We start from the raw sequence: 13,924 nt of genomic DNA on the forward strand, positions 1-13,924 counted from the left end.
CGCATGGAGCTGGGTATCAAGGGCCGCTGGGCCCTGGTCTGCGGTGCAAGCAAGGGGCTGGGCCTGGGATGCGCGCGCGCACTGGTGCGCGAAGGCGTGAACGTGCTGATCGTTGCGCGCGGCGAAGCAGCGCTGCAGGCCGCCGCCGAGCATCTGCGCGCACTGCCCGGCGCCGGCGAGGTGCACGCGGTCGCTGCCGACGTCAGCACAGAAGCCGGACGTGCCGCTGCGTTGGCCGCCTGCCCGCAGGTGGACATCCTGGTCAACAACGCGGGCGGGCCGCCGCCGGGCGATTTCCGCAGCTTCGAGCGTGACGACTGGATCGCTGCACTGGACGCCAACATGCTGGCCCCGATCGCGCTGATCCGCGCCACCGTGGACGCGATGATCGAACGCGGCTTCGGCCGTATCGTCAACATCACCTCGTCGGCGGTGAAGGCGCCGATCGATACCCTGGCGTTGTCCAACGGCGCGCGCAGTGGCTTGACCGGCTTCGTCGCCGGTCTGTCGCGGCGCACGGTCGCCCACAACGTCACCCTCAACAATCTGCTGCCTGGCCAGTTCGACACTGATCGCCTGCGCGCCAACTTCGCCCACAGCGCGGGCAAGGATGGCGATGCCGGAGAGATCGCCGAGCGCCGCCGCCAGCAGATCCCCGCCGGCCGCTTCGGCACCGCCGACGAGTTCGGCGCGTCCTGCGCTTTCCTGTGCAGCGCACAGGCCGGCTACATCACCGGGCAGAACCTGCTGATCGATGGCGGCGCCTACCCCGGTACGTTCTGAGAGATCCTGCAATGCCGTCCCACTTCGATCCCCGCCATGTGCGCCGTGCGTTCTCCCGCGCCGCCAGCAGCTATGACGCCGCCGCTGCCCTGCAGCGCGAAGTGCAGTCACGGCTGGTGGAATCGCTGGACTACCTGGAGGCACGCAGGCCCGAGGTGGTGCTGGACATCGGTGCCGGTACCGGCCATGCCAGCGCACTGATGAAAAAGCGCTGGCCGAAGGCACAGGTGATCGCGCTGGATATCGCCCTGCCGATGCTCGATCAGGCCAGGCGCCAGGCCGGGTGGTGGAAGCCCTTCCAGCGCCTGTGCGCCGATGCGGCGGCGTTGCCGCTGGCCGACAACAGTGTGGATGTGATCTTCAGCAATCTCTGCCTGCAATGGGTGGACGATCTGCCTGCAGTGTTCGCCGGCTTCCGTCGCGTGCTCAAGCCCGGCGGCCTGCTGTTGTGCTCGACTTTCGGGCCGGAAACCCTGATCGAGCTCAACGAAGCGTTCGCTGCTGCCGATGATCGCCCGCACGTCAGCCGTTTCGCGCAGATCGCACAGTTCGGCGACGCGCTGATGATGGCCGGCTTCCGCGACCCCGTGCTGGACCGCGACCTGTTCACCCTGACCTACGAGGATCTGCCCGCCTTGATGCGCGAACTGCGGGCGATGGGCGCGACCAATGCGCGGGTGGACCGTCGGCATACGCTGACCGGCCGCGGGCGCTTCGCCGCTGCGGCGGCCGCCTACGAGCCGATGCGCCGTGCCGATGGCACGCTGCCCAGCAGTTGGGAAGTGATCTATGCCCATGCCTGGGCACCGGACCCGGGCGCGCCGATCCGCGAAGGCGGCCACGACGTGGCCTCGGTACCGGTGTCGGCCATTCCGATCCGTCGCAAGCAGACCTGATCGATCGATCACGGGTGATGTGCCGACCAAGGTCGGCGACTACCGACTCATGCACGGAATCCGTTCTGGTAGGTGCCGACCTTGGTCGGCACAATGCCTGCGGCATCGCGATCTGGCAGGTTGTGCCGACCAAGGTCGGCACCCACCCAAAGCAGGCGGCAGCCGCTCAGGTATTGGCCGGCGAACTCAGCGGTGGCCGCACCAGATCGCGATGGAAGAAATAGATTTCCTGCAGCAGGAAACGCCAGCTGGTGTGGAAGCTGCGGAAGCGGGTGCTCGGCGTCGATGACGCCAGCGCATCGATGCCCAGCGCCCGGCTCAGGCGCAGCGCGCGTGCCATGTGCAGCGGATCGCTGACGATGATCACCCGGTGCAGGTTGCGCTGGTCCATCAGCCGCTTGGCCTCGATCAGATTCTGCACGGTGTTGCGCGAAGCGGTTTCAATCAGGATCGCGTCGTCCGGAACGCCGTGCTTGAGCGCATAGCGCCGCGCCACCTGCGATTCGGAGAAGCGGGCGCCGCTGCCGCCATACCCCCCGGTGAAGATCAGCAGCGGTGCATACCGGGCCTCGTACAGGTCCAGGCCATGACGGATGCGCTCCTCGAAGACCGGCGACGGCTTGGCGTCATAGGCGGCCGCACCGAGCACGATGATCGCATCGGCCTGGGCGGCCTGATCGCGCTCTCCCACCCAGACGATCCATGCGGTCACGCCCAGCAGCCAGATCACCAGCAGCACGAACAGCCGCCACGCCCAACCGAACAGGCCGGTACGCTCGCGGTGCCGGCCGCGGCTCAAGGCATGCCCCAGCGCAGGGCGGGAAGATCGACGTTGCCACCGGACAGCACCAGGCCCACCCGCTGCCCGGCAAACCGTTCCGGCTGGGACAGCACCGCCGCCAGCACCGTCGCCGAAGACGGTTCAACCACCTGCTTGAGCACCTCCCACAGCAGGCGCATCGCAGCCAGAGTGGCGGCGTCGTCGACCACGATGACCTCCGCACCGGCAGCACGCAGCAGCGCGAAGTTGGGCGCACCGATCAGGGTGCGCAGGCCATCGCAGACGGTGTCGGGGGTGAACGCGCCCTGCCGCTCGCCGGCGGCCAGTGAGCGGGCGGTATCGTCGGCACCAGCCGGTTCGGCCAGCACCAGCCGGGTCTGCGGGCCGGCCAGCTGCAGCGCCAGCGCAGTACCGCTGGCCAGGCCACCACCGCCCACTGGCACCACCAGCACGTCGAACGGCCCGTCGCTGTGCAGCAGTTCCAGCGCAGCGGTGCCCTGCCCTGCCATCACCGCCGGATCGGCATACGGGTGCACCAGGGTTGCACCGGTGTCGGCCTGCACCCTGGCGCAGGTGGCCTCACGCTCGGCAATGGTCGGCGCGCAACGCCAGAGCGTGGCTCCATGGCGCGCGATGTTGGCCAGCTTGGCGGCGACAGCGCCCTCGGGCACCACCACATGGCAGGGAATGCCCCGCGTCCGTGCCGCCAGCGCCAGAGCCGCGCCATGATTTCCCGATGAATGGGTGACCACACCTCGTGCGGCGCGCTCGTCCGACAGCGACCAGACGGCGTTGCAGGCGCCCCGGAACTTGAACGCGCCGCCCCGCTGCAGGTGCTCGGCCTTGAAGGCCAGGCGTGCGCCGGCAAGCGTGTCGAGGGTGCGCGAGCGCAGCACCGGCGTCACACTTGCGTGCGGCGCGATCCTCGCGGCGGCAGCCAGGACATCTTCGGCACGGGGCAACAGTGAATCGCTCATGACGCAAGATTAACGTATGCCCTCGTGCTGGCGACCCCGGCACGGGTCATGCCAGCATGCAGGCCTTCGCCGCCATTCATCCTGGGTGGTGGAATTAAGGGCCGATTCAATGCCCACGCCCGAAGCTGACTGCACACCCGTTCTGGGGGGACCCACATGAAAACGCGCCTGATGCTTGCCGGTGGCCTGTTGCTGGCCCTGACCGGCTGCACCACCTACGACTATGTCGGCGGTGGCCGCAGCGGCAGCTACTACCACGGTGCGCCGTCGGTGGAGTACCGCTACCCCGCCGGCTATCCCTACAACTACGGCCCGTACTACGGAGGCTATGGCGGCTATTACGGCGGCTATGGCTACCCGTACTACTCGCGTCCGATCTATCGTCCACCGCACAATCACCGCCCGCCACCGCGCCCGCCGGGCAATGGCGAGAACCGTCCGCCGCGTCCGCCGCGCGAGAACAATGGTGGCTCACCGTGGCGGAACATGGACTCGATGCGACGCCCGCCGCAGCCGAGCGTGCAGCGCCCGGCACCGCCGGCCCGCCCGGCGCCGGCACCGAGTGCGCCCAGGATGAACGGTTCCCCCTGGCGCAACATGGATCGTGCGACGCAGCGCACACTTGAGCGCTGAACCGTCTTGCATTTCACACGGTCCAAGCGGCAATCTAAAGCGGTTGTGACGGCCCGCGTCACAAAGTGACAAGAAGCGGTATGGGCCGTCGCGGAAAGCTCTACGTCGATATCCGACAGGAACATCTGGATCCCCCCTGTTCCGGCCCTGTCGGATGTCGGCACCTCTGAAGGCAGACGGCCCCGCAATGCGGGGCCGTCTGTTTTTGCGGATGCCTTCGGCGAAGAAAAACAGGGCCGGACAGTCCCCCGACTGCCGGCCCTCTGCTCCCCCATCGTGCGCCTGTACCGGCCCCTGTTCCAATTCCGGTCACGGGCGCCTTCGGCGCCAGCCACGATGGGTGCTATTGGGTTATCTGCAAAAATCCTGCCAACTTTAGGGTCAATTTCGTCCGGCCCTGGCTTCTCCGGGCGTCGCCCTGCCGAATGGCGCTAAAATCGCCACCCCGGCACCGCCTCCGGCCGCGCCCGCCCCCATCGACTCCGCCCCCATGACCCACTCCTTCCATCGTTACGACGTCATCGTCATCGGCGGTGGCCACGCCGGCACCGAGGCCGCGCTGGCCGCGGCCCGCACCGGCGTGCGCACCCTCCTGCTGACCCACAACATCGAAACGGTGGGCGCGATGAGCTGCAATCCGGCCATCGGCGGCATCGGCAAGGGCCATCTGGTCAAGGAGATCGACGCGCTTGGCGGGGCGATGGCGCATGCCGCCGACCGCGCCGGCATCCAGTGGCGCACGCTCAATGCCTCCAAGGGTCCGGCGGTGCGCGCCACCCGCTGCCAGGCCGACCGCAACCTGTACCGCATGGCGATCCGCGCCCTCGTCGAGGGCCAAGCCAACCTGACCGTGTTCCAGGCGGCCGTCGATGATCTGGTCATCGAGGGCGACGCCGTGCGCGGCGTCATCACCCAGACCGGCCTGCGCTTCGATGCGGAGGCGGTGGTGCTGACCGCCGGCACCTTCCTGGCCGGCAAGATCCACGTCGGTCCGACCCAGTACGCCGCCGGCCGCATGGGCGATCCGCCGGCCACCACGCTGGCCGCACGCCTGCGCGAGCGCCCGTTCCAGGTCGACCGCCTGAAGACCGGCACGCCACCGCGCATCGACGGCCGCTCGCTGGATTACAGCGTGATGGACGAGCAGCCCGGTGATACGCCGCGGCCGGTGATGTCCTTCCTCGGCTCGGTGGACGAACATCCGCAGCAGGTCAGCTGCTGGATCACCCATACCACCGAGCAGACCCACCAGATCATCCGTGACGCCCTGCACCGCTCGCCGCTGTACAGCGGCCAGATCGAAGGCATCGGCCCGCGCTACTGCCCCTCCATCGAGGACAAGGTGGTGCGCTTCGCCGAGAAGGCCAGCCACCAGATCTTCGTCGAGCCTGAGGGGCTGGGCATCGTCGAGATCTATCCCAACGGCATCTCCACCTCGCTGCCGTTCGACGTGCAGCTGGAGATGGTGCGCAGCATCCGGGGCTTCCAGAACGCGCACATCACCCGCCCGGGCTACGCCATCGAGTACGACTTCTTCGATCCGCGCGGACTGAAGGCTTCGCTGGAAACCAAGCTGGTCAACGGCTTGTTCTTCGCTGGCCAGATCAACGGCACCACCGGTTATGAAGAGGCGGCCGCGCAGGGCCTGCTGGCCGGCCTCAATGCGGCCCGCCAGGTGCGTGGCCTGGATGGCTGGTGCCCGCGCCGCGACGAAGCGTATCTGGGCGTGCTGGTGGATGATCTGATCACCCACGGCACCAACGAGCCGTACCGCATGTTCACCAGCCGCGCCGAGTACCGGCTGCAGCTGCGCGAGGACAACGCCGACCAGCGCCTGACTCCGGTTGGCCGCGACATGGGACTGGTCGATGATCGGCGCTGGATGGCGTTCGAGGCCAAGCAGGCTGCCGTAGCCGCCGAACGTGCGCGGCTGGGGGCGCTGTGGGCGACCCCGGCCAATGCCCTGGGCCGCGAAGTGCAGGACACGCTGGGGGTGACTGTCAGCCGCGAAACCAATGTGCTCGACCTGATCAAGCGCCCCGAGCTGGATTACGCGCAGCTGATGCAGGTGCCCTCGCTCGGCCCGGCAGTGGCCGATGGCAAGGTGGCCGAGCAGGTCGAGATCGGCGTGAAATACGCCGGCTACCTGGACCGCCAGCGCGACGAGATCGCGCGCCAGCAGCGGCACGAAGCCACACCGATCGCTGAAGGCTTCGACTACGCCAGCGTGCGTGGCCTGTCGGCCGAAGTGCTGCAGAAGCTGGAACGTGTGCGTCCGCAGACCATTGGCCAGGCGCAGCGCATCCCCGGCATGACGCCGGCCGCGATCTCGCTGCTGCTGGTGCACCTGGAGCGTGCACGGCGCGGACGCGTGGCGTAACGCAGCATCGACGGTGGCGCCGGGCCATGCCCGGCGAGCGCAGCGGCCCGCGTATCATCGTCGCGATCGCCCTGATTTCCGGAGACACCGATGACCCCGCTGCGCCCTTTCCGCGACAAGATGCCGGTGCTCGGCGCACGCGTATACGTCGACCCGGCGTGTACCCTCATTGGTGACGTGGAGCTTGCCGACGATGTTTCGATCTGGCCGGGTACCGTCATCCGTGGCGACGTCAATTTCGTCCGCATCGGCGCCCGCACCAACGTGCAGGACGGCACCATCATCCACGTCAGCCATCACAGCCCGTACAACAAGGCCGGCCATCCGACCCTGATCGGCGAAGGCGTGACAGTCGGCCACGGCTGCATCATCCATGCCTGCAGCATCGGTGATTACAGCCTGATCGGAATGGGCGCCTGCATCCTCGATGGCGCGCGCGTGGAGCGCCACGGCTTCGTCGGTGCTGGTGCAGTGGTGGGCCCGGGCAAGGTGGTCGGCGAAGGCGAACTCTGGCTGGGCAATCCCGCCCGGCCGGCGCGCATGCTGAGCGACAGGGAGATCGAGTCGCTGCATTACTCGGCCGACCACTACGTTCGGCTGAAGGACGAATACCTGGGCTGAGGCCCTCGACTGCCGGCGCGCTCTGCTAAAGTCTGGGCCCGACCAGGAACTGTCGAGACCCCCATGCCTGTGGTTGCCAGCCGGAGAGGACTCCAGCGCCCACAACGAAGGCCGTCGCTCTGATGGCCGCACCGATGCTCGACACCTACCGCGAGGTGGTGACGCCGGAAGGCGTGCCGCTGCAGCTGCCGGCCGCCGGTCCGGTGCCACGTGCGCTGGCCTGGCTGGTCGATCTGGCCATTCGTTTCGCGATTCTTGCCGCGCTGTCGATCCCGCTGGCACTGTTGAAGGAATTCGGCACCGGCCTCTACCTGGCCCTGATGTTCCTGGTGTACTGGGCGTATCCGATCGTCTGCGAGGCGCTGTGGGGCCGCACCCCGGGCAAGCGCGCGCTGGGCCTGCGCGTGCTGGCCCGTGATGGCGCGCCGGTGGGCTGGATGGCGGCGATCACCCGCAACCTGCTGCGGACCGTCGACATGCTGCCGTTCGCTTACGCGCTGGGCCTGCTCAGCAGCCTGTTCGACGCGCACGGCCGCCGCCTGGGCGATCTGGTCGCCGGCACCGTGGTGGTGCACGCGCCGGCGCTGTACCTGCCGCCGCCGGCCACCATCGACAGCGTGCTGGCGCCGCCGCAGCCGCTGCGGCCGGAGGAACAGGCGGCGCTGCTGGCCTTCGCCGAGCGTGCCCCGCGGCTGGCACCGCTCCGCCAGCAGGAACTGGCCGCCATCGCCGAACCATTGACCGGCACCCATGGCCAGGTCGGCGTGCTGCGCCTGTATGCGATGGCCAACTGGTTGCTGGGACGGCGATGAAGCAGGAACAGTTCGTCGCCCGCCATCAGCAGGAATGGCTGGACCTGGAGCAGTGGCTGCTGCTGCGTGCCGGCGCCTCCCGCCGTCGCCGCCGCCAGCCCGCGGCCACCACGCTGGACGACACTGCGTTTCCACAGCGTTACCGGCGGCTGTGCCAGCAGCTGGCACTGGCCCGTGAGCGGGGCTACAGCCCGCAGTTGGTGCAGCGCCTGCAACAGCTGATGCAGCAGGGCCACAGCGTGCTGTACCGGACGCCTCCCACGCGCTGGCGGCGCGCGCTTGAATTCCTGGTGGCCGATTTCCCGCTGCTGGTGCGCAGCCAGGCACGCAGCATGTGGGCCGCCCTGGCGATGTTCGCGCTGCCGGCGGTGGGCTGCTTCGTGCTGGTGCAGCTGTACCCGGACCTGATCCACCAGGTGATGGACAACCGCCAGATCGCCGAAATGGAACGCATGTACGACCCGGCTGCCGAACGCCTGGGCCGCGACAGCGGTACCGACTGGATGATGTTCGGCCACTACATCATGAACAACATCAGCATCGCCCTGCGCACTTTCGCCAGCGGCCTGCTGGCCGGGCTGGGCACGCTGCTGGTGCTGTTGTTCAACGGCGTCATCATCGGCGCGGTGGCCGGCCACCTGCAGCACATCGGCCATGGTGATCCCTTCTGGCGCTTCGTGGTCGGCCACGGTGCATTCGAGCTCACCGCCATCGTCATCGCAGGCGGCGCCGGTCTGCAGCTGGGCATGAAGCTGCTGGCGCCCGGACGCCGCAGCCGCCTGGACGCACTGGTCGAAGGTGGCCGCATCGGTGCCCGGCTGTGCCTGGGCGTGGCCTTCATGTTGCTGGTCGCGGCGTTCGTGGAGGCGTTCTGGTCGTCCATTGCCGAAGTGCCGGCGTGGGGCAAGTTCAGTGTGGCCGGGGTGCTGTGGGCCGGCGTGCTGCTGTGGTTGTGGCGTGGCGGACGCGGAGGCGGCGATGCGCATTGATCGCCTGGACGTCGTGCTGCGCGCACGCAGCGGCTGGGAAGCGATGGAGCTGGGCAGCGCGCTGACCCGCCGGCACGCGCGTGCGGTGTGGGGCAGCTGGCTGCTGGCCAGCGCACCACTGTTCGTGATCGCCAACGCACTGGGCTGGTGGCTGGACGCATTCGGCCTGGCCTGGCTGCTGATGTGGTGGTGCAAGCCCGTGTTCGAACGCGCGCCGCTGTATGTGCTGTCACGCGGTGTGTTCGGCGAGCCGGTCACCGCCCTGGCCGCCCTGCGGGCACAGCGGCAGTGGGGCAACCGTGGTTTCTGGGGCTACCTGGGCTGGCGTCGCTTCAGCGTGCTGCGCAGCCTGTGCCTGCCGGTCAACCTGCTGGAGGGCAACACCGCCGAACAGCGTGGCCCGCGCCGGCGCGCGGTCGCAGCCGGCGCGGCGGGTCCGGCGCTGGTGCTGACCGTAGCCTGCATGGTGTTCGAGGGCGTACTGGTCGCAGGCGCGATCGGCGCGGTGTTCATGTTCATCCCGTTCGAGCTGCTCTCCGATTCCTGGCGCGCGGCCTGGGACATGATCGGCAAGGACACGCCCGCCTGGGCGAAGCTGGGATTCAATCTGGCCTGCTGGCTGGCCTCCGTACTGATCGGACCGTTCTACGTCGGTGCAGGGTTCGGCCTGTACTTGAATCGACGTACACAGATGGAAGCCTGGGACGTGGAGATCGCCCTGCGCCGGCTGCGCGAACGCCTGCTGCCGGTTGCCTCGTCGCTGGCGCTGCTGCTGTGCCTGGCACTGCCGCTCACCTCCATGCCGGTGCACGCGCAGGAGGGTGACGCATCGAGCAACCGCAAGAGCGACGCGCGCCGGGCACCGCAGATCAACCCCGGCGATACACCCGCCATGATCTTCGGCGACACCCCGGTGGATACCGCGGGCTTCCGCCAGGCCGTGAGCCGCGCCTACGAGGATCCATTGCAGCGCCCGACCCGCCAGGTCACGCAGTGGAAAGCGATCGAAGAGGCGGAAGAGAAAAAGGACGCACGCAAGGAACTGGAACGCGACGGCAGCAGCCAGAGCCAACGCACGTCGCGCAGCAGCAGCATCGCCTGGCTGGCGCGATTGGCCGAATGGGGCCTGTGGGGCCTGCTCGGTGCCCTCCTTCTGGTGCTGGTGCTGACTGCACGGTTGTGGCTGCCGTGGCTGCGCGGCTCGGGCCGCCGCCGGGCCGCAGCGGCGCCGCACGTGGTCGAGGAACAGGTCGAGCTGCCGGTGGTGCTGCCGCCGGACGTGGCGACCCAGGCTGGTCTGCTGTGGGACCAGGGCCGGCCGCGCCAGGCGCTGGCCCTGTTGTACCGGGCCAGCGTGCGCACGGTCAGCGAGCGTGCCGGCATCGCACTGCCTCCGGGCGCCACCGAATCGCAGTGCCTGCGTGCCTCGCGACGCATGCCCGACAGCGTCGACCGTGAACTGTTCGCGCGCATCGTGCGGATGTGGCAATACGCCGCCTACGGTGGTCACCTGCCCAGCCGCGGCGATTTCGATGCGCTGGCCACGACCCTGCGCCAGCAGTACGGGTGGCAGGCATGAACCCGCGCCTGTTCTGGTCACTGTTGCTGGGGACGCTGCTGCTGCTCGGCGTGCCACTGGCGATCCTGTTCATGCGTACCCATGAGCGGGTCACCGAAACGGTCACGCTGCCACCGCAGGGCGAGGCCCGTTACAACCCGCTGTACGTGCTCGGGCAGGCGCTGCGCGCCGATGGCATCGAGGTGCATGCGCGGCCGCGGCTGGACCTGCAGCAGATGGCGCTGGGGCCGCAGGACACGGTGGTGCTGCTGCAGGACAGCAGCGAGCTGCCGGCGCCGGCCGCCAGGGCGCTGTTGGCGTGGGTCGACGGCGGTGGCCATCTGCTGCTGCGCACGCCGCCGCCGGCCGAGGACGATGCCGGCAGCACGCAGGGGCCGCTGCTGGATGCACTCGGCGTGGACAGCCTTTACCAGCGCAGCGACTGCCAGCCCTTCCATGTCCAGGACGATCCCGGCCACGTGGAATTCTGCCAGGGCCGCCGCTTCACGCTTGGCTTCGCCGCTGAGGCGCGGACCGAACGCCGGTGGGGCAGCGGGCACGACCTGGTGTTCGCGCGCCTGCGTCACGGCCAGGGCTGGGTGAGCGTGCTGGCGGACATGGATTTCATGCGCAGCGAAGTGGAGTCGCAGGCCGCGCGGATGGCCGCGGCCAAGGGCCAGGCCAGCGACGGCCTGCACGACCGTTCCCACCGCGATCTGACCCGCTACCTGCTCGATCCCAATTACGGCAAGGGCGCCATGTGGCTGGTCTATGCCAGTCGTCCGCCGTCACTGTGGGTGCGCCTGTTCTACCAGGGCTGGCCGCTGTGGGTACCGCTGCTGATGGCACTGCTGGCCTGGCTGTGGGCGCGCTCGCAGCGGTTCGGCAGCCTGTTGCCATCGCCCGTGATCGAGCGCCGCTCGCTGCTGGAACATGTGCGCGCCAGCGGCGAACTGCTGCTGCGCTTCGGCCAGGGCGTGCGCCTGTACCAGGCCGTGCATGCCCTGTTCGTGCATCGCCTGCGCCTGCGCGCGCCACTCGCTGCTGCGCTGGAAGGCGCGCCACGCGAACAGGCCATCGCCGAACTGCTGCAGTGGCCGCGCAGCCGCGTTGCCAGTGCCCTGACTCCGCCTCCGCCGCACGATTCCTCCGCCCTGCGCGAGCGCATCCGCTTGCTGCTCCAGATGAGATCCCTGCTATGACCGAAGTCCCCGAACGTCCGGCGGCCGCCAATGCCCGCCTGATCGAACGCGTCGACGCCATCCGCCAGGCCGTCGGCCACGCCTTCATCGGCCAGGCCGACGTGCTTGACCAGATCCTGGTTGCCCTTCTGGCTGGCGGCCATGTCCTGATCGAAGGCGTGCCCGGACTGGGCAAGACACTGCTGGTGCGCGCACTGGCGCAGGCACTGGAACTGGACTATGGCCGCGTGCAGTTCACGCCGGACCTGATGCCCAGCGATGTCAGCGGCCACGCCGTCTACGATCCGAAGAGCGAGAGCTTCAAGATCCGTCGCGGGCCGGTGTTCACCAACCTGCTGCTGGCCGACGAGATCAACCGTGCACCGGCCAAGACCCAGTCCGCACTGCTGGAAGTGATGCAGGAGGGCCAGGTGACCATCGAAGGCAAAGCCTTCACCCTGGCGCCGCCGTTCATGGCCCTGGCCACGCAGAACCCGCTGGAACAGGAAGGCACCTACCCGCTGCCGGAAGCGCAGCTGGATCGCTTCCTGTTGAAGGTGCTGATCGACTATCCGCAGCTGGAGGACGAGAAACGCATGGTCACGGCCATCACCCGTGGCCGCGCCGCCAGCGATTTCGATCTGAGCCGGGTGCCGCGCGTACTGGGCGCCGGAGAACTGCTGCAGCTGCAGCAGGCCACGGCCGCGATCACCGTCGATGACGAAGTGATCGACTACGCCGTGCGCATCGTCGCCGCCACCCGGCAATGGCCCGGCATCGCCGTGGGCGCTGGACCGCGTGGCAGCATCGCGCTGGTGCGTGCTGCGCGCGCGCAGGCCGTGCTGGCAGGTCGTGACTTCGTCACCCCTGATGACGTGCGCGACATCGCGCGTCCGGCGCTGCGCCACCGCATCGCGCTGGCACCGGAACTGCAGATCGAAGGCCAGGACGCCGACGATGTGCTGGGTGCGCTGCTGGCCAAGGTGGAAGCACCGCGCCGATGAGGCCTGCGCCGCTGCTGCTGGTCCTGCTGCTGGCCTGGGCTGCGCTGGGAGGCGTGGTGCTGGCCGGCGCATTGCCGCGCTGGAGCTGGGCACTGGTCGCCACGGTGATCGGTACGCTGGCGTTGCTGGACCTGTGGCGGCAGGCCCGGCGACCGTCGCCACAAGTGCAGCGCGAGCTGCCCGAAGCGCTGGCCCTGGGCGTGCGCCGCGAGGTGGGCCTGCGCCTGCAGACCACAGAGCCGATGCGGGTGCAGGTATTCGATCTCGTGCCGGGTGGCTGGCCGCTGGAGTCGCTACCCCAGCGCGTGCAGCTGCGTCCCGGGCATGCCTGCGCGCTGCACTACACCCTGCAGCCGCAGCAGCGCGGACGCTTCCGCTTCGAGGGCGTGCAGCTACGCATCCGCTCGCCATGGCGCCTGTGGTGGCAGCAGCGCACCCTGCCCCCTCTGCTGGACGTCCGCGTCTATCCGAACTTCGTGCCGCTGACCCGCTTCGCGCTGTTCAGCGCCGATCAGGCCTCACGTCTGGTGGGCGCCCACGTGAAGCGCCGGCGTGGTGAAGGCACTGACTTCCACCAGATGCGCGAGTACCGCGTCGGCGACAGCCTGCGCCAGCTCGACTGGAAGGCCACCGCCCGCGCACGCAAGCTGATCTCCCGCGAGTACCAGGACGAGAAGAACCAGCAGTTGCTGCTGATGCTCGACAGTGGCCGCCGCATGCTGGCCAGCGAAGGCGGACTCTCGCACTTCGACCATGCCTTGAACGCCTCGCTGGTGGTCGCCTATCTGGCGTTGCGGCAGGGCGATGCGGCTGGCCTGTTCGCCGTCGGCGGCGAGCGTCGGTGGGTGCAGCCACAGCGCGGCATGGGCACCGTCGAGCATCTGCTGCGGGCCAGCTACGACCTGCAGCCGCAGCCGGTAGCCACCGATTACCTGGCCGCCGCCACCGAAGTATCCCTGCGCCAGCGACGCCGTGCGCTGGTGATGCTGGTCAGCAACGTGCGCGACGAAGACATCGAGGACCTCCTGGCCGCGGTGCGCCTGCTGCAGCGCCGCCACCTGGTGTGCGTGGCCAGCCTACGCGAGCACGAGCTGGACGGCGCGCTCGAAGGCGAGGTGCATACGCTGGAGGACGCCGCGCAGGCCGGCGCCGCGGCGCTGTACCTGCAGCAGCGCGCGAAGGCGCACGAGGCACTGCGCAGCGAGAAGGTGATGGTTCTGGACGTGACCGCCGATGCCCTGCCGGCCGCGCTGGTGGAACGCTACCTGGCCGTGAAGCGCGAAGGCCTGCTCTGACCGGTAGCGCCCGG

13 protein-coding genes are annotated in these 13,924 nt (G+C 68.9%); 11 read left to right on the top strand and 2 right to left on the bottom strand.

Annotated features, from left to right (window positions below; all coding sequences use genetic code 11):
- The first annotated feature begins 3 nt into the window (after window positions 1–3).
- Both QMZ25_RS16535 and bioC read left to right on the top strand, forming a co-directional pair.
- Window positions 4–783: an SDR family oxidoreductase gene (locus tag QMZ25_RS16535; RefSeq protein ID WP_283219964.1), complete on the top strand. Its 780-nt coding sequence runs from the start codon at window positions 4–6 to the stop codon at window positions 781–783.
- 11 nt (window positions 784–794) lie between these two features.
- Window positions 795–1,679 (top strand): malonyl-ACP O-methyltransferase BioC, encoded by an 885-nt coding sequence (bioC, locus tag QMZ25_RS16540; protein ID WP_053517990.1) that lies wholly within the window; start codon window positions 795–797, stop codon window positions 1,677–1,679.
- A gap of 166 nt (window positions 1,680–1,845) precedes the next feature.
- Here the strand turns inward: bioC and QMZ25_RS16545 are convergent, their stop codons facing one another.
- Window positions 1,846–2,478, bottom strand: a complete 633-nt coding sequence (locus QMZ25_RS16545) for a YdcF family protein (RefSeq protein ID WP_111187213.1) — start codon at window positions 2,476–2,478, stop codon at window positions 1,846–1,848.
- A complete protein-coding gene (locus QMZ25_RS16550; RefSeq protein WP_065174314.1) occupies window positions 2,475–3,437 on the bottom strand; it encodes a pyridoxal-phosphate dependent enzyme in 963 nt (320 codons plus the stop codon). The genes QMZ25_RS16545 and QMZ25_RS16550 overlap by 4 nt, the downstream gene beginning before the upstream one ends.
- A gap of 156 nt (window positions 3,438–3,593) precedes the next feature.
- Here QMZ25_RS16550 and QMZ25_RS16555 point away from each other — a divergent pair, with 156 nt between their 5' ends.
- From QMZ25_RS16555 to QMZ25_RS16595, 9 genes are all read left to right on the top strand, one after another.
- Complete coding sequence (locus tag QMZ25_RS16555) at window positions 3,594–4,070, top strand: hypothetical protein (RefSeq protein ID WP_053517985.1); 477 nt, start codon at window positions 3,594–3,596, stop codon at window positions 4,068–4,070.
- 490 nt (window positions 4,071–4,560) lie between these two features.
- Window positions 4,561–6,450, top strand: coding sequence for a tRNA uridine-5-carboxymethylaminomethyl(34) synthesis enzyme MnmG (gene mnmG, locus QMZ25_RS16560; protein WP_065174313.1), 1,890 nt, complete (start codon window positions 4,561–4,563; stop codon window positions 6,448–6,450).
- A 90-nt stretch (window positions 6,451–6,540) separates the two neighbouring features.
- Window positions 6,541–7,071, top strand: a complete 531-nt coding sequence (locus QMZ25_RS16565) for a gamma carbonic anhydrase family protein (protein ID WP_053517982.1) — start codon at window positions 6,541–6,543, stop codon at window positions 7,069–7,071.
- A 122-nt stretch (window positions 7,072–7,193) separates the two neighbouring features.
- Entirely contained in the window at window positions 7,194–7,883 is a 690-nt protein-coding gene (locus QMZ25_RS16570) for an RDD family protein (protein WP_053517981.1), read from the top strand.
- On the top strand, window positions 7,880–8,872 hold the full coding sequence (locus tag QMZ25_RS16575) for a stage II sporulation protein M (RefSeq protein WP_053517980.1): 993 nt from the start codon (window positions 7,880–7,882) through the stop codon (window positions 8,870–8,872). Before QMZ25_RS16570 ends, QMZ25_RS16575 begins: the two co-directional genes overlap by 4 nt.
- Window positions 8,862–10,451, top strand: a complete 1,590-nt coding sequence (locus tag QMZ25_RS16580; protein ID WP_053517978.1) for a DUF4129 domain-containing protein — start codon at window positions 8,862–8,864, stop codon at window positions 10,449–10,451. The genes QMZ25_RS16575 and QMZ25_RS16580 overlap by 11 nt, the downstream gene beginning before the upstream one ends.
- Complete coding sequence (locus QMZ25_RS16585; protein WP_277381183.1) at window positions 10,448–11,632, top strand: DUF4350 domain-containing protein; 1,185 nt, start codon at window positions 10,448–10,450, stop codon at window positions 11,630–11,632. The genes QMZ25_RS16580 and QMZ25_RS16585 overlap by 4 nt, the downstream gene beginning before the upstream one ends.
- The gene (locus QMZ25_RS16590) at window positions 11,629–12,615 is read left to right on the top strand and encodes a MoxR family ATPase (RefSeq protein WP_053517976.1); all 987 of its coding nucleotides are present in this window, start codon (window positions 11,629–11,631) and stop codon (window positions 12,613–12,615) included. Before QMZ25_RS16585 ends, QMZ25_RS16590 begins: the two co-directional genes overlap by 4 nt.
- Window positions 12,612–13,910 carry a DUF58 domain-containing protein gene (locus tag QMZ25_RS16595; protein ID WP_065174310.1) on the top strand — a complete coding sequence of 433 codons (1,299 nt, stop codon included), beginning with the start codon at window positions 12,612–12,614 and terminating at the stop codon, window positions 13,908–13,910. The genes QMZ25_RS16590 and QMZ25_RS16595 overlap by 4 nt, the downstream gene beginning before the upstream one ends.
- Window positions 13,911–13,924 lie beyond the last annotated feature (14 nt).

Source organism: Stenotrophomonas sp. RS-48, assembly GCF_030053245.1.
GTDB lineage: Bacteria > Pseudomonadota > Gammaproteobacteria > Xanthomonadales > Xanthomonadaceae > Stenotrophomonas > Stenotrophomonas maltophilia_P.